This window comes from Methyloversatilis universalis FAM5 (assembly GCF_000214035.2).
Taxonomy (GTDB): Bacteria; Pseudomonadota; Gammaproteobacteria; order Burkholderiales; family Rhodocyclaceae; genus Methyloversatilis; species Methyloversatilis universalis.
The window spans coordinates 172,300-187,401 of record NZ_AFHG01000036.1 but is presented as its reverse complement, the minus strand read 5'-3'; the positions used below and the strand labels follow the sequence as shown (position 1 = coordinate 187,401).

13 protein-coding genes and 1 pseudogene are annotated in these 15,102 nt (G+C 67.9%); 3 read left to right on the top strand and 11 right to left on the bottom strand.

All coding sequences use genetic code 11. The annotated features are described in order from the left end of the window. The 3 genes and pseudogenes from METUNV1_RS06505 to METUNV1_RS06495 form a co-directional block, all read right to left on the bottom strand. Positions 1–351, bottom strand: a pseudogene (locus tag METUNV1_RS06505) (hypothetical protein); the annotation flags it as partial. A gap of 124 nt (positions 352–475) precedes the next feature. Further along, positions 476–1,849, bottom strand: coding sequence for an MATE family efflux transporter (locus METUNV1_RS06500; RefSeq protein ID WP_008060042.1), 1,374 nt, complete (start codon positions 1,847–1,849; stop codon positions 476–478). 7 nt (positions 1,850–1,856) lie between these two features. Then, positions 1,857–2,870 carry a quinone-dependent dihydroorotate dehydrogenase gene (locus tag METUNV1_RS06495; protein ID WP_008060040.1) on the bottom strand — a complete coding sequence of 338 codons (1,014 nt, stop codon included), beginning with the start codon at positions 2,868–2,870 and terminating at the stop codon, positions 1,857–1,859. Positions 2,871–3,186: 316 nt separating this feature from the next. On the opposite strand from METUNV1_RS06495, the gene METUNV1_RS19960 reads away from it, so the two are divergent. Together METUNV1_RS19960 and METUNV1_RS19955 are read left to right on the top strand one after the other, a co-directional pair. Further along, positions 3,187–3,447 (top strand): transposase, encoded by a 261-nt coding sequence (locus METUNV1_RS19960; RefSeq protein WP_232416241.1) that lies wholly within the window; start codon positions 3,187–3,189, stop codon positions 3,445–3,447. A gap of 9 nt (positions 3,448–3,456) precedes the next feature. Next, entirely contained in the window at positions 3,457–3,636 is a 180-nt protein-coding gene (locus METUNV1_RS19955) for a hypothetical protein (protein WP_232416242.1), read from the top strand. Between the two features lie 249 nt (positions 3,637–3,885). Here METUNV1_RS19955 and METUNV1_RS06485 read toward each other — a convergent pair whose 3' ends face one another. Genes METUNV1_RS06485 through METUNV1_RS20205 form a run of 3 tightly spaced genes read right to left on the bottom strand, consistent with a single transcriptional unit; the run spans position 3,886 to position 6,440 of the window. Next, positions 3,886–4,635 carry an arginyltransferase gene (locus METUNV1_RS06485; RefSeq protein ID WP_008060036.1) on the bottom strand — a complete coding sequence of 250 codons (750 nt, stop codon included), beginning with the start codon at positions 4,633–4,635 and terminating at the stop codon, positions 3,886–3,888. Positions 4,636–4,653: 18 nt separating this feature from the next. Then, positions 4,654–5,358: a leucyl/phenylalanyl-tRNA--protein transferase gene (gene aat, locus METUNV1_RS06480; RefSeq protein ID WP_008060029.1), complete on the bottom strand. Its 705-nt coding sequence runs from the start codon at positions 5,356–5,358 to the stop codon at positions 4,654–4,656. After that, the gene (locus tag METUNV1_RS20205) at positions 5,355–6,440 is read right to left on the bottom strand and encodes an ABC transporter ATP-binding protein (RefSeq protein ID WP_008060028.1); all 1,086 of its coding nucleotides are present in this window, start codon (positions 6,438–6,440) and stop codon (positions 5,355–5,357) included. The genes aat and METUNV1_RS20205 overlap by 4 nt, the downstream gene beginning before the upstream one ends. A 158-nt stretch (positions 6,441–6,598) precedes the next feature. On the opposite strand from METUNV1_RS20205, the gene METUNV1_RS06470 reads away from it, so the two are divergent. Further along, positions 6,599–8,236, top strand: a complete 1,638-nt coding sequence (locus METUNV1_RS06470; protein ID WP_008060027.1) for an ABC transporter permease — start codon at positions 6,599–6,601, stop codon at positions 8,234–8,236. A gap of 151 nt (positions 8,237–8,387) precedes the next feature. On the opposite strand, the gene METUNV1_RS06465 is transcribed toward METUNV1_RS06470, so the two are convergent. The 5 genes from METUNV1_RS06465 to METUNV1_RS06445 are packed head-to-tail and all read right to left on the bottom strand — an operon-like array spanning position 8,388 to position 15,096. Beyond that, entirely contained in the window at positions 8,388–8,837 is a 450-nt protein-coding gene (locus METUNV1_RS06465; RefSeq protein WP_008060025.1) for a response regulator, read from the bottom strand. A gap of 27 nt (positions 8,838–8,864) precedes the next feature. Then, on the bottom strand, positions 8,865–11,813 hold the full coding sequence (locus METUNV1_RS06460; RefSeq protein WP_008060023.1) for a PAS domain-containing sensor histidine kinase: 2,949 nt from the start codon (positions 11,811–11,813) through the stop codon (positions 8,865–8,867). After that, entirely contained in the window at positions 11,810–12,742 is a 933-nt protein-coding gene (gene prmB / locus METUNV1_RS06455; protein WP_008060021.1) for a 50S ribosomal protein L3 N(5)-glutamine methyltransferase, read from the bottom strand. Before prmB ends, METUNV1_RS06460 begins: the two co-directional genes overlap by 4 nt. Beyond that, positions 12,739–13,884, bottom strand: a complete 1,146-nt coding sequence (dapE, locus tag METUNV1_RS06450; protein ID WP_008060020.1) for a succinyl-diaminopimelate desuccinylase — start codon at positions 13,882–13,884, stop codon at positions 12,739–12,741. The genes prmB and dapE overlap by 4 nt, the downstream gene beginning before the upstream one ends. A 30-nt stretch (positions 13,885–13,914) precedes the next feature. Then, positions 13,915–15,096, bottom strand: a complete 1,182-nt coding sequence (locus METUNV1_RS06445) for a PilT/PilU family type 4a pilus ATPase (protein ID WP_008060018.1) — start codon at positions 15,094–15,096, stop codon at positions 13,915–13,917. Between the last annotated feature and the right edge of the window lie 6 nt (positions 15,097–15,102).

Genomic DNA, 15,102 nt, shown 5'->3' with positions numbered 1-15,102 from the left:
TTCGGCCGGGGCGAGGGGCGCGGCGAGTACCGGCAGCGGCGGCGCCGGGCGCGGCACCTCCTTGGGCGGCTTCGGCGTCGGCTTGGTCGGCGGCGGAGGCGGCGGTTCGATGATCTTCTGTGGAGGCGGCGGGGGCGGCGGCGGCACCGGGCGCTCCGGCTCGATCATCCGGATGTCGACACGCACTTCCGGCTCATGCACGCGCGGCACATACACCGATGCCCGCCATACGACGAAGGCATGAACCAGTATGGAGGCGACAAAGGCGGCTGCCCACAGCCAGGAGCGAAAACGGGAGAAGTCCCGGAAATACGCGATATAGGGTGGGCGAAGTACGGAGGTCGGATTCATCAGCGGTGCTGGGGCAAACCCGGACGAGTGGTTTGTTCTGTTCCGGGCGGGGCAGTGGCGGACTTTACCTGATAGACCGCACCCGGTGCACGGTCGGGAGTTTTTCCCGGGTCCGGGCGGCGTTTCAGCGCTGTGCGGGCGGCGTACGGCGGATCACCCGCAACAGCAGTCCGCCGATCAGGATGCCCGCCAGCGCGGTGGACAGCAGGGTCGCGAGCCAGAAGCCGGCGGCGCCCATCGGTGCGGTCACGCCCTCGAGTCCGTGGAATGCAAGCCACGCGCCCAGGCCCAGCCCGACGCCCCAGAAGCACACGGTGTGGACCAGCATGGGCGCCAGCGTCACCTTGTAGCCGCGCAGCGCGAACGAGGCCAGCGTATGCGCCGCATCGACCAGCACGAACAGCACGACATAGGGGATCAGACCGCGGGCGACCGCCAGCACCGCGGTGTCGCTGCTGAACAGCGTCAGCACCGGCTCGTGCAGCGCCCACAGCGCCAGTCCGACCAGCACCGCCAGTCCGCTGGCCAGCGTGAAACCAGTCAGCGCCGTGCTGCGCGCGCGTGTCCAGTCGCGCGCGCCGGCAGCCTGGCCGACCCGCACCAGCGTGCCGCTGCCCAGGGCCAGCGGCAGCATGAAACAGAGGCCGTTCAGGTTGGCCACCACGCGATGCCCGCCGACCACGTCCGGACCCAGCCGGGCGACGAACAGCGCGATCAGGGTGAAGCTGGTGATTTCGACGAAATTCGACACCCCCATCGGCCCGCCCAGCCGCAGCATGTCGCGCTGCGCCCAGGCGCGCGGCGCCTGCCAGTCGGCGAACGGGCGCAGGGTACGCATGCGGCCCGCCCGCAGCAGATAGCCCAGCCCCAGCAGCACCGATAGCGCATTCACCGCCAGCGTCGAGAGGCCGCAGCCCAGCGCGCCCAGCGGTGCGCCGAACACCCCGGTGGTGAGCGCCCACGCCAGCGGCACATGCACCGCAAGACAGGCCAGCATGATGACCATGACCGGCCGCGGATGACCGATGCCGTTCATCAGCGCCTGGAAGGCGCGGAACAGCAGCGCGCATGGCACCGCCCAGGCCAGTGCCGCGAGGTAGGCGCGCGCCTTGGCTTCGACCACCGGGTCGAGCCGCGACAGCGCGAGCAGTGGGTCGGGAAAGGCCAGCAGCAGCGCACCCGGCACCGACAGGAAGAGCGCCAGCCACACCGCCTGCTGGAAGGCTGGCGCGATGTCTTCGTGACGGTTGGCGCCGACGTGGTGGGCGATGATGGGCGAGGCCGCCTGCAGCACGCCGATCAGCGCGATCACCACCGATACGAACAGGCCACCGCCCACCGCCACGGCGGCCAGGTCGACCGTGGCGTGATGGCCGGCGATGACGGTGTCCGCGACGTGGGTGCCGATGCCCGCGAGCTGCGACACGAACATCGGCCAGGCCAGCGACACGATGCCGGCGGCGATGCCGCGCGGCGTTTCGCGGGCGGCCACGCTCACGCCGGGTTCAGCGCGCCAGCGCGCGTGCGGCGTCGGCCACCAGCGCCGGGCCGCGGTAGATCAGGCCGCTGTACAGCTGCACCAGCTGTGCGCCGGCGTCGATCTTGGCCTTCGCGTGCACGCCTTCGGTGATGCCGCCGACGCCGATCAGCGGCACACGGCCGTTCAGCCGCTGCGCCAGCGCGCGCAGCACCGCAGTCGACTTCTCATACACCGGCGCACCGGACAGACCGCCGGCCTCGCCGCCATGCGGCAGGTTCTCGACGCCGGTGCGCGACAGCGTGGTGTTGGTCGCGATCAGCGCGTCGATGTGGTGACGCACCGTGGCGTCGGCGATCGCTTCGATCTGTTCCGGGTCGAGGTCGGGCGCGATCTTCAGCGCGACCGGGACCACGCGGCCGGCGGCGGCGTCGAGCTTCCGGCGCTCGGCGTCGAGCGCGCCCAGCAGCTGGTTCAGTTCGTCCGCGCCCTGCAGCTGGCGCAGGTTCTTGGTGTTCGGGCTTGAAATGTTCACCGTGATGTAGCGCGCGTACGGGTGTGCGCCGCGCAGGCCGATCAGGTAGTCGTCGGTGGCACGCTCGATCGGCGTGTCGGCGTTCTTGCCGATGTTGATGCCGAGGATGCCGCCCTCGCGCACCCAGCGCGAGCGCTTCACGTTCTCGATCAGCACGTCCAGACCGAGGTTGTTGAAGCCCATGCGGTTGATGATGGCGTTTGCCTGCGGCAGCCGGAACATGCGCGGCTTCGGATTGCCCGGCTGCGGCCGCGGCGTGACCGTGCCGATCTCGATGAAGCCGAAACCGAGACGGGCCAGGCCGTCGATGGCGGCGCCGTTCTTGTCCAGCCCGGCGGCGAGCCCGACCGGATTCGGGAAATCGATGCCCATCACCCGCACCGGATTCGCGGCGATGCGCTGTTGCGGCACCAGGCCAGGATGCTTCGCCAGCGTGCCCAGCGTCAGTTCATGGGCGTGCTCGGCGTCGAGCGAGAACAGCAGGGGGCGCAGCAGCGGGTAGAGCATGGCGGAATCCGGATCGGCGCACCGCGATGCTGCGGCGCAAAGCCGCGGATTATCGGCCGGCCACCGGGACGAGGCAACCGGCGCATGGCGGTGGCCGGCGCAGTCTCGCCAGCGAACGCCGAAATCGCGGCGGGGGCGCCGCTCGCACAATCTGGACTCGGCGGTGACTGGCGGGTTTTCGTGGGAGCGACGCCCCGTCGCGATAGGGCCTGCGCCCGGCGCAGTCTCCTGAACAGGCGCAGAAATCGCGGCGGGGGCGCCGCTCCCACAAGGCAGAAGCGGTTTCAGCCGGCTTTCTTTATTCTATGCTTTATGCATGAATGATCTTCCCTCTTCCCACCGTTTGCGCAAGGGCCGCTATTCGCAGACCGGCGTCACCTACATGGTCACCACCACGACGATCGGGCGAGCCCCGATATTCCGTGACCTGATCGCGGCGCGCTGTGTTGTCCGGACGCTTGCGGCTGCTGTCGAGCGCGGAGAACTCGAGCTTCTGGCGTATGTGCTGATGCCGGATCATCTTCATTGCCTGCTGACGCTGACCGGTTCTCTGTCGCTGCAGGCGCAGATGCAGTAGCTGAAGTCCGTGAGCGCGCATCGCTGCGGTCGGCGTATCTGGCAGGCCGGATTTCACGATCACGCGCTGCGCGACGAGGAGAGCCTGATCAATTGTGCCCGCTACATCGTCGCGAATCCTGTCCGGGCGGGGCTGGTGGACAGGGTTGGAGACTATCCGCATTGGGACGCGATCTGGCTGCCGCAATGAGGCGTGCGGCGGCGAGATGGTCGGCAGCGCGCTATTGCCCCAGCAGTAATCGCGGCGAGGGCGCCGCTCCCACAATCTGGGCTCGCCGGTGACTGGCGGTTTTGTGGGAGCGACGCCCCGTCGCGACAGGGCCTGTACTTGGCGCCATCTATTGAGCGGGCACCGGAATCGATGCGAGGGCGCCGCTCCCACAATCTGGGCTCGCCGGTGACTGGCGGTTTTGTGGGAGCGGCGCCTCGCCGCGATGATTCAGCTGAGGTCGTCGTCGTCCAGCTCGCGCCAGGCGCTGTTGATGCGGCCTTCGAGCGGGCGGAAGCGGGATTTGTAGGCCATCTTGGCGCTGTCGCGTATCCAGTAGCCCAGATAGACGTGGTGCAGGCCAAGCAGCCGGGCGAGGCGTACCTGCCACAGGATGTTGAAGGTGCCATAGCTGGCGCCTTCGACGTCCGGGTCGTAGTAGGTGTAGACCGAAGACAGGCCGTCATCGAGGATGTCGATGATGCTCACGATGCGCAGCGGCGCGTCCGGCGCGCTGCCTTCGCGGAATTCGATCAGCCGGGTGTCGACATGGCTCTGCAGCAGGAAGTGCGCGTACTGCTCCCGTGAATCCTGGTCCATGCCGCCACCGCTGTGCCGGCTGGACTGGTAGCGCTGGTACAGCGCGTAATGCTCTTCGCGGAAGGACAGCGGCGCTTCGCGCGCCACCAGGTCGTCGTGCTTCTTCTCGGCCCGGCGCTGGGTGCGTGACGGCACGAAGCGATCGACCGGCAGGCGCACCGGCGTGCAGGCGCGGCAGGCGTCGCAGTAGGGCCGGTAGGTAAACACGCCGCTGCGGCGGAAGCCGGCGCGCACCAGATCGCTGTACAGCCGGGAATCGATCAGGTTGGACGGCGTGGCGACCTGCGAACGGGCGGTACGCCCCTGCAAATAGGAACAGGCATAGGGCGCCGTCGCATAGAACTGCAGGGTGGTGAAGGGCAGGTCCTTGAGCAGCGCCATGGCGTCAGCGGTCGGTGTTCAGTCTTTGAAGTAATGCGGGATTTCGTCGGTACGCCAGCGGCGCGGGTGGGCCGACAGCACCGACTGTGACAGCACGCGGCAGAATTCGCTGCGCGCAATTTCACGTCCGCCCATGGACGCCAGATGCGCGGTGTTCATCTGGCAGTCGATCAGTTCGAAACCCTGCGATTCAAGATAGCGCGCGAGATGCACCAGCGCAATCTTCGATCCGTCGCGCACGCGACTGAACATCGATTCGCCGTAGAACATGCGGCCGATGGCCATGCCGTAGAGTCCGCCGACCAGTTCGCCGCCAACCCAGATTTCGACGCTGTGCGCCCAGCCCTGCGCGTGCAGTGCGCAGTAGGCGGCGATCATCGGTGCGGAAATCCAGGTGCCGCGCTGGCCGTCACGCGGTTCGGCGCACAGCCGCATCACCTGCTCGAAGGCGGTGTCGCAGCGCACTTCGTATGTACGGTTGCGCAGCACCTTGCGCATCGACGGCGTGATGCGGATTTCTGATGGCACCAGCACCATGCGCGGGTCCGGGCTCCACCAGAGCACCGGCTCGCCTTCTGAAAACCAGGGGAAGATGCCCTGGCGGTAGGCGTCCAGAATGCGTTGCGGCGTCAGTTCGAGGCCGGCGGCGAGCAGGCCGTTGGGTTCGGCCAGCGCCTGCGTGACCGGCGGAAAGGCGTCGCCCGGTTCCAGCCAGGGAATCACGCTGCGCGGGCAGCCGCCTCGGGGTGGCGGAAAGCCACCACATGGTCGGCGTCGAGCCGGATGCCGATGAATTCGCCGATCGCGTGATTGTGATGCGACGGCACCAGCGACAGCACGCGCTGGCCGGACGCCAGCCTCAGCGTGTACAGGAACTCCGCGCCGCGGAAGGATTTGCCCATCACTTCGGCGCGCAGCGGCGCGGCGTCGTCATGCACCACGTCGTCCGGCCGCAACAGCACGTCGACCCGGGTGTTGCCGGCGCAGTGCGGGCAGCCGTCCTTACATTCGAACGGGAATTCGCTGCGCAGCACGCCCAGTTCCAGTTCCACTTCGTGGTCGCCACGCAGCGTGCCCGGGAGGAAGACGCCCTGACCGACGAAGTCCGCGACGAAGCGGCTGGCCGGGCGGTGGTAGAGGTTGTAGGCGCTGTCCCACTGCAGCATCTCGCCCGCCTTCATCACGCCGATCTCGTCGGCGATGGCGAACGCTTCCTGCTGGTCGTGGGTGACCAGGATGGCGGTGATGCCGCGTGCCTTCAGGATGTCGCGCAGTTCGACCGCGAGCCGGGTGCGCAGCTCGACGTCGAGACTGGAGAACGGTTCGTCGAGCAGCAGCAGTTCCGGATCCGGCGCCAGTGCGCGCGCCAGTGCCACCCGCTGCTGCTGGCCGCCGGACAGCTGGTGCGGGTACTTGTCGGCGTGTTCGCTCAGACCGACCACCGCCAGCATGTCGTCTGCACGGGCGCGACGTTCCGCGCGCGAGCCGCTGCGCAGGCCGAAAGACACGTTGTCGGCCACGCTCAGATGCGGAAACAGCGCGAAGTCCTGGAACACCATGCCCACCCGCCGCTGTTCCGGCGCGCGGTGCTGCTGCGGCGTGGATACGGTTTCTCCGCGGATGGCGATGCGACCGCCGGTCAGCCGCTCGAAACCGGCGATGGCGCGCAGGATGGTGGTCTTGCCGCAGCCGGACGGGCCGAGCAGGCAGCCGATGTGGCCCCGTTCGAGGCTGAGCGAGAGGTCGCGGACGACTTCGGTGGCGCCGTACGCGATGCGTACGGATTCAAGCTGCAGTTGTGACATGAACCGAAGTCTGAGGGCGGCGGCAGGACAAATCAGTGATCTGTATCAAGATCGATAATCGCTCTCAATTATAATGCAGCGCCGTCGTGTGGACAGCGTTCCGCACGACAACACACCGCAACCGAAAGCCGGCCCGGCCGGCACAGCCCATCCGCCACGTGTTCGCCCGCCGTTTTCACCCCCTGTCGCTGAGTGCGCTGCTGCTGGCCGCGCTGGTCGCCGCACCGGTGCTGTCGGTGCTGTTCAACCTGTTCGCCGGCGGCACCGGCGATACCTGGGCGCATCTGGCCTCTACCGTGCTGCCGGATTACATCGCCAGCACGCTGTGGCTCTGCCTGTGGGTGGGGCTTGGCACTGCGACCATAGGTGTGGCGACCGCGTGGGCCACCGTGATGTGGGAATTTCCGGGCCGTCGCGTGCTGGAATGGGCCATGGTGCTGCCGCTGGCGACGCCGGCCTACGTGATGGCCTATACGTATACCGACCTGCTGCAGTTCGTCGGCCCGGTGCAGACCGCGCTGCGCGACACCTTCGGCTTGGAACGCGGCGATTACTGGTTCCCGGACGTGCGCAGCACCGGCGGGGCGGCCTGCATGTTCGTCGCGGTGCTCTATCCCTACGTCTATCTGCTGGTGCGCCAGTCGCTGATCGAACGCGCGGCCGGCCTGAACGAGGCGGCGCGCATGCTGGGGCAGGGCGCCTGGTCGGCCTTCTTCCGCATCACCCTGCCGCTGGCGCGTCCGGCCATCGCCGCCGGCGTGTCGCTGGCGCTGATGGAAACGCTGGCCGACTACGGCGCGGTGAGCTATTTCGGCGTGCAGACCTTCACCACCGGCATCTACCGCGCCTGGTTCTCGCTCGGCGACCGGGTGGCGGCCGCCCAGCTGGCCGCGGTGCTGCTCGGATTCGTCGCCACGCTGCTGCTGCTGGAACGGATGAGTCGCGGCGCCGCACGCTTCCACGACAGCGGCCGGGCCGGCGGCAGCGCCCGTCGGCAGGCGCTGTCGCCGTTTGCCGGTGGCTGCGTGAGCGCGCTCTGCCTGCTGCCGCTGGCCGCCGGCTTCCTGATTCCGGCCGGCGTGCTGATGAAGTGGGCGTTTTCCGAAGGCGACGCGCAGTTCGGCGAACGCTTCATCGGGCTGGCCCTGAACAGTTTCACGCTGGCCGCGACCGCGAGCGTCTGTGCGGTGGCGCTGGCGCTGCTGCTGGCCTACGCGGTGCGCGTGAGCCGCTCGCGGCTGGTCGCGCTGGCGCGCGGCGCGGTCGGCCTGGGCTACGCAGTGCCGGGCGCGGTGATTGCGGTGGGCATCCTGATTCCGGTCACCCGGCTGGATCACGCGCTGTCCGGTCTGTGGGCACACTGGACCGGCCAGAATCCGGGCCTCTTGCTGACCGGCGGCATCGCGGCGCTGATCTACGCCTATCTGGCGCGCTTCCTGACGGTGTCGCTGCAGTCGGTGGAATCCGGCCTGGCCCGCATCACGCCCAGCATGGACGAGGCGGCGCGCAGTCTGGGGCTGGGCGCCGGCGAAACGCTGCGCCGGGTGCACTGGCCCATGCTGCGCGGCAGCCTGCTGACCGCTTCGCTGCTGGTCTTTGTGGACGTGATGAAGGAACTGCCGGCCACGCTGGTGATGCGGCCGTTCAATTTCGACACCCTGGCCACCCAGGCCTATACGCTGGCCAGCGACGAACGGCTGCAGGAGGCCTCGACCTCGGCACTCGCCATCGTGGTGGTGGGTCTGCTGCCGCTGATTGCGCTGTCACGCCAGATCGCGCGTTCGCGGCGGAACTGACAAGCGTGGCGACTCAGTCGCCAGGAGTTCGGCGGCTTTGCTGGATGCGGTGGTGGGGCAGGCCCTTTCGCGGCGGGGGCGCCGCTCCCACAGGTGTCCGCAGTCTGTCGCCGACTTCGTGGGAGCGGCGCCCTCGCTGCGGCGACCGCGCTCAGAGGCCCGGCGGATCGACCGGTTCGTTCAGAACCAGCCAGTACAGGCCGAGCTGGCCGACCGCGTAGATGAATTTCTCGAAATCGACCGGCTTGCGGATATAGCTGTTGGCGCCGAGCTGGTAGGCCTCGTAGATGTCCTGCTGTTCGCGCGAGGTGGTCAGGATGACCACAGGCAGCAGATTGGTGCGGGCGTCGGCGCGCACACGGCGCAGCACTTCGAGACCATCTACGCGGGGCAGCTTCAGATCGAGCAGGATGACCGCCGGCGCCACCGACAGGTCGCGCCCGGCGTAGGCGCCGGTGCCGAACAGGTAGTCGAGCGCTTCGACCCCGTCACGGGCGACCACGACTTCGTTCGCGATGCGGTTCTTGTGAAAGGCGCGAAGCGTGAGGGCTTCGTCATCCGGATTGTCTTCAACCAGCAGTATCGGGCGTTCGCTTGCCATATAAAACAGCCTGTCAGGTCGCCTGCGTCATTGCACGGCAGGCTCCAGCGTAAAGAAGAAGCATGCGCCGCGTTCCACTTCGGCTTCTGCCCAGATCCGACCGCCGTGCCGCTGGACGATGCGGTTCACGATGGCCAGTCCGATGCCGCTTCCGGAGAATTCGCCCACCGAGTGCAGCCGCTGGAAGGGGCCGAAGAGCTTTGTTGCGTAACGCATGTCAAAGCCCGCGCCGTCGTCCTTCACAAAATACACGAGCTCACGATCATGCTGCAAGCAACCGATCTCGATGCGGGCGCCATCATGACGGCTGGTGAACTTCCAGGCGTTGCGCAGCAGATTGTCCAGCGCGATACGCAGCAGATTGGCGTCAGCATACACGCGCATTGACGGCTGAATGAGGAACTCTGCCCGCCGTTCAGGCTCGGATCGCGTCAGTTCCGAGCATATTTCGCTCACCATGGCACTCAGATCCACCATCTGGCGGTTCATTTCGTTGCGGGTGATGCGTGCCAGACCGAGCAGGTCGTCGATCAGCCTGTGCATGCGCTGGGTGCCGGCGCGGATGCGGTTGATGTAATCGCGGCCGCGTTCGTCCAGCTGGTCGGCATAATCTTCCTCGATCATGCGCGAAAAGCCGTCGATGCCGCGCAGTGGTGCTGCCAGATCGTGCGACACCGAGTAGCTGAAGCTCTCCAGTTCGCGCATCGCGGTCAGCAGTTCGGCGGTGCGCTCGCGCACCCGGGTTTCCAGGCGCTGGTTCATCGCCAGCACGCTGCGTTCGGCTTCCTTCTGGGCGCGGATGTCCAGGCCGGTGCACAGCAGGTGGGGCAGGCCGTCCAGATCCAGCCGGTAAAGGCTGAAGGCGTGGGTCAGGTGCTCGCCGCCGGCCGACAGCAGGTCGGCCTCGAAGGTGGAATCGCGGTGGGTCAACGCCCGGCGGGCCTGGCGGCGCAGCAGCGGGCGGAACACCTCCGGGAAAAGGTCGAGGGCCGATTTGCCCATCAGGTCGGGCGCGCCGTGACCGGTCACGGTCTGCAGATTCTCGTTCCAGCGGCGCAGCGCGCCGCGCGCATCCACCAGCAGGAATACGCCGGGCATGCTGCGCACCAGCGCAGCCGAGAAATGCTCCTCGCGCCGGGCGGCGTCCAGCGCGCGCCGGCGCGCGGTGTCGTCGGAAAAGATCCAGATCGTTTCTTCCGGCGAACTGGTCCGGGTGCTGACCTGGCGTACCGAAACATAGGCGTGCAGCGGGCTGCCGTCGCGCCGCATCAGCATGGCTTCCTGCGCGTGCGGCTGTGGCGCGTTGCGGCCGGCCCCTTCGAGCAGCGCAGGCAGTTCGTGGTAGCTGTTGAAGAACAGATCCATCGTGCAGCCGATCAGCTCACTCTGGCGGTAGCCGAAAATTTCCTCGCAGCGCCGGTTGCAGTCGGCGATCTGGTTGTCGCGCACATAGACGATGGCCACCGGCACGTCGTCCAGCAGCGCCTGCTTTTCGGCGGCCAGCCTGACCACCGCTTCTTCCGCCAACTTGCGCTCGGTGATGTCGGTGATCGAGCCGGAAAAGCGCAGCACCTTGCCGTTGGGGCTGCGGGTGGCGAGGCCGCGGTCGCGCACCCACAGGTAGCGGCCGTCGGCATGGCGCATGCGGTATTCGATGTCGAACGATTCGCGGCGCAGGAAGTGTTCGTCGATCGCGTGCTGCAGCCGCGCCAGATCGTCCGGGTGCACCCGCTCCAGCAGATCGTCGTGGGTCTGTGGCTGCTGCGCCTGCGAAATGCCGAGGATTTCGCTCAGCCGCGGCGACAGGAAGTAGCGTCCGGCGCCCAGATCCCAGTCCCAGGCGCCGTCGAAGGAGCCGCGTACCGCGTGGAACAGCCGCGCCTCGCTTTCGCGCAGCGCGTCCAGCGTCATCCGCTCGCGGGTCACGTCCTCCAGCGTGCCGGACACGCAGCGCGCGCCGCCCTGCGGGTCGCGGTCGGCGGTGGCGCGCAGCCGGAACCAGCGGTAGGTGCCGTCACGCACGCGCAGCCGTATCGGGTCGTCGGTGCGCTGCAGTTCGCCGCGCACCAGCCGGTCGCGCGCCCGGCGCACCGTGCCGGCGTCGTCCGGATGGATCGCGGCGCGCCACTTGAACTGGCTTTCGAACGCGTCGTGCGCGGTATAGCCCAGCAGTTCGGGAAAGCGCGGGCTGTACCAGGTTTCGCCGGTGGCCGGCCACCATTCCCATTCCGCCTCGTCGTGGGCGCGCACGATGCGACCCAGCCGCTGTTCGCGGGCCATGGCCTCGTCGCGCCGGCTGGCCAGCGTGAAGGCGGCGTTTTCCAGCGCACGTGCCAGCGGCGCGAGCAGGCTGTCGGTGATGCGGTCAAGGCTGGGTCGCCCGCCCTGGGCGATGACCGCGCTGGCGCCTTCGAGCGCGGACAGCGAGGGCGCCAGACGACGGCGCAGCGTGCTGCCGGCACCCCAGGCCACCAGCGCGCAGAAGCCGGCCAGCGCGAAAGCCGGCAGCAGCGTGCGGGCGAGCAGGCTGCCGCCGCCTTCCTGCATGCTCACCACCGACAGCAGGCCGACCGGACGACCCTGATGCATGACCTGGCCGTCGATCTGCAGATGGCGTTCGCTGCCGGTGGGCGACGGGCCTTTCAGCTCGGCGATCACGGTGCCGTCAGCGTCGCGTACCGTGGCCGCGATCAGCTGGCCGCGCCGGGCGGCCTCGTCCAGCGCGGCGTGGATGGGCTCTGCACGCCGTTCGGCGATTGCTGCGGCCAGTTCATGACCCAGCGTTGCATGGACGGCGCCGGCGTCGTCGCGACCGGACAGCGCGGCCAGGCCGAGCGACACCATGAGTACGAACAGGCCGAGCGACAGGCCCTGCCACAGCGCGGGCGAGCGCCTGCCCCGGCGGGCGCGCGCCGCCGGGGCGGCGTCCGCAATGCGGTCCAGCCCTGATGCGGGCTGGTGGTCCGCTTCGCTCATTGCGGCAGGTCTTCGGCCCGCAGCAGGAACACCGGCGCGGTGGCCGAATCGGTGTCCAGCCAGACCAGCGGCAGGTCGGGCAGGGCGGCTTCGGCTTCCGCCTGGTTGTGGCCGATCTCGATCAGCAGCAGGCCACCCGGATTCAGGTGGCGGCCGGCTTCGGCCACGATGCGGCGCACGATGTCCATGCCGTCCGCGCCGGCGCCCAGCGCCATGGCGGGTTCCTTGCGGAACTCTTCAGGCAGCGCGTCCATCGCGGCGTCGGTGACGTAGGGCGGATTGGACAGGATGAGGTCGTAGCGGCGGCCTTCGAGCGGCTCGAACAGGTCACCGTGCAGCACCTCGACCCGGTCGCGCAGACCGTGGTCATGGATGTTGAGCTGGGCCACCTTGAGCGCGTCGGCCGACAGGTCGACCGCGTCCACCTCCGCGTCCGGGAAGGTGTGGGCGGCGGCGATGGCCAGACAGGCCGAGCCGGTGCACAGGTCGAGGATGCGGCCGGGCGCGCCGGTGTCATCCAGCCAGGGCGAAAAACCGTCCTGCATCAGTTCGAAAATGTGCGAGCGCGGAATGATGACGCGCGGATCGACCCGGAAGCGCAGGCCGCCCAGCCAGGCTTCGCCGGTGATGTAGGCGGCCGGTTCGCGCTCCTCGCAGCGGCGCTCGACCACGCGCATCAGGCGTTCGCACTCGTCGACCGTCAGTGCCGCGTCGAGAAAGGGCTCCAGCCGGTCGAGCGGCAGATGCAGCGTGTGCAGCACCAGATAGACCGCCTCGTCCCAGGCGTCGACGAAGCCCTGGCCGAAGGACACTTCGGCCGCGCCCATGCGGCTCATCAGGAAGCGCAGCCAGTCGCGGACCGACAGCAGTTCCTCCGGCGGCAGGGTCTTTTTCGGGGCGGGCGTCTTTTCGGAAGATTTCAGTTTCATGCGGCGGAGTCCGGACCGAGCAGGCGGTCGAGCAGGTTTTCATAGATGCGGGACAGCGGCTCGATGTCGGCCACCGCCACGCATTCGTTCAGTTTGTGGATGGTGGCGTTGCTCGGGCCGATCTCCACCACCTGGGCGCAGATGTCGGCGATGAAGCGGCCGTCCGAGGTGCCACCGGTGGTCGACAGTTCGGTGGTGAGCCCGGTCACGTCGCGGATGGCGGCGGCGGCGGCATCGACCAGCGTGCCGCGCGGTGTCAGGAAGGGCCTGCCGCCCAGCGTCCACACGATGTCGTAGTCCAGACCGTGACGGTCGAGGATGTCAGTCAGCCGCGCCTTCAGCCCGTCCGGCGTGCTGGCGGTCGAGAAGCGGAAGTTGAACAGCACTTCCAGCGTGCCCGGGATGACATTGGTGGCGCCGGTGCCGGCCTTGATGTTGGAAATCTGCCAGCTGGTGGGCGGGAAGTATTCGTTGCCTTCGTCCCAGGTGACCGCAGCCAGTTCGGCCAGCGCCGGCCCGAACAGGTGGATCGGATTCTTCGCCAGATGCGGGTAGGCGATGTGGCCCTGTACGCCCTTGACCGTGAGCCGGCCGGACAGCGAGCCGCGACGCCCGTTCTTGATCATGTCGCCGACCCGGGTGACCGAGGTCGGTTCGCCCACCACGCAGTAATCCAGCCGTTCGCCGCGTGTCGCCAGCGTTTCGACCACGCGCACGGTGCCGTCGATGGCGTCGCCTTCTTCGTCCGACGTGAGCAGGAAGGCGATCGAGCCGGCGTGGTCCGGGCAGCGCGCGACGAAGCGCTCGGTCGAGGTGACGAAGGCGGCCAGCGAGGCCTTCATGTCGGCCGCACCGCGGCCGTACAGCATGCCGTCACGGATGACCGGTTCGAACGGGTCGCTGTGCCACTGGTCGAGCGGACCGGTCGGCACCACGTCGGTGTGGCCGGCGAAACAGAACAGCGGTGCGGCGCTGCCGCGGCGCGCCCACAGATTGGACACGCCGCCGGCATCGATGCGCTCGAGCGTGAAACCGGCCGCGGCCAGACGCGCACCGATGGTTTCGAGGCAGCCGCCGTCGACCGGCGTGACCGACCGCGTGGAAATGAGCTGACGGGTGAGCGCCAGGGTGGCTTCGGACATCAGGGAAATTCCGGAAGGACGCAGCGGCGCTCAGCGGCCGCTGTCGTCGAGATTGAGCGAAAACTCGGCGAAGGATGCGCCGCTCGGCTCGGTCGCTTCGAGGTCCGGAATGTCGATGCTCTGCGCATCGGGTTTGGGCGACTCGGGCGTGCCGAACTGCGAGTTGTTGATGAGCCAGGACAGGTTGGTCGGCGAGTCGGAATTCGACAGCGCCTCGTCCAGCGTGATTTCGCCTTCGCGGTAGAGGCGGAACAGATCCTGTTCGAAGGTCTGCGAACCGGGCGCCATGCTGCGCTCCATCGCCTCCTTCACGCTGTTTACCTCGCCGCGCTCGATCAGTTCGGAAATGTAGCGGGTGTTCAGCAGCACCTCGACCGCCGGCATGCGGCGGCCGTCCGGCTTGCGCACCAGGCGCTGCGAAATGATGCCCTTGAGCGTGACCGACAGGTCGAGGAAAAGCAGCGGACGGCTGTCCAGCGGGAAGAAATTGACGATGCGGTTCAGCGCGTGGTGGGCGTTGTTCGCGTGCAGCGTGGCCAGGCACAGGTGACCGGTCTGGGCGTAGGCGAGTGCCGCCTGCATGGTTTCCAGATCGCGGATTTCGCCGATCAGGATGCAGTCCGGCGCCTGACGCATCGCGTTCTTCAGCGCGGGCGCCCAGCCCTCGGTGTCCATGCCGATCTCGCGCTGATTGACGATGGATTTCTTGTGCTTGAACAGGTATTCGATCGGGTCTTCGACCGTCAGGATGTGGCCCGACTTGTTGGCGTTGCGATAGTCGATCATCGCCGCCATCGTGGTCGATTTGCCGGAACCGGTGGAGCCCACGACCAGGATGAGGCCGCGCTTCTCCATGATCATGTCGGTCAGCACCGGCGGCAGGCCGAGGGTGTCCAGCGGCGGGATGTCGCCCAGGATGTAGCGCACCACCATGGCGATGCTGCCGCGCTGCCAGAACATGTTGACCCGGAAGTTGCCGAGGTCGCGCCGGCCGAAGGACAGGTTCAGTTCGCGCGTCTTCTCGAACTTCTGCTGCTGCTCTTCGCTGAGCATTTCGTAGGCCATGCGCTGGATCGTTTCCGGATCCATCACGCGCTGGTTGATCGGCACCGTGGTGCCCTGGATCTTGATCGCGATCGGCGCGCCGGCCGAAATGAAGATGTCGGAGGCGTTCTTCTCCGCCATGACCTGGAACAGCTTGTCGAGAATCACGCGAGG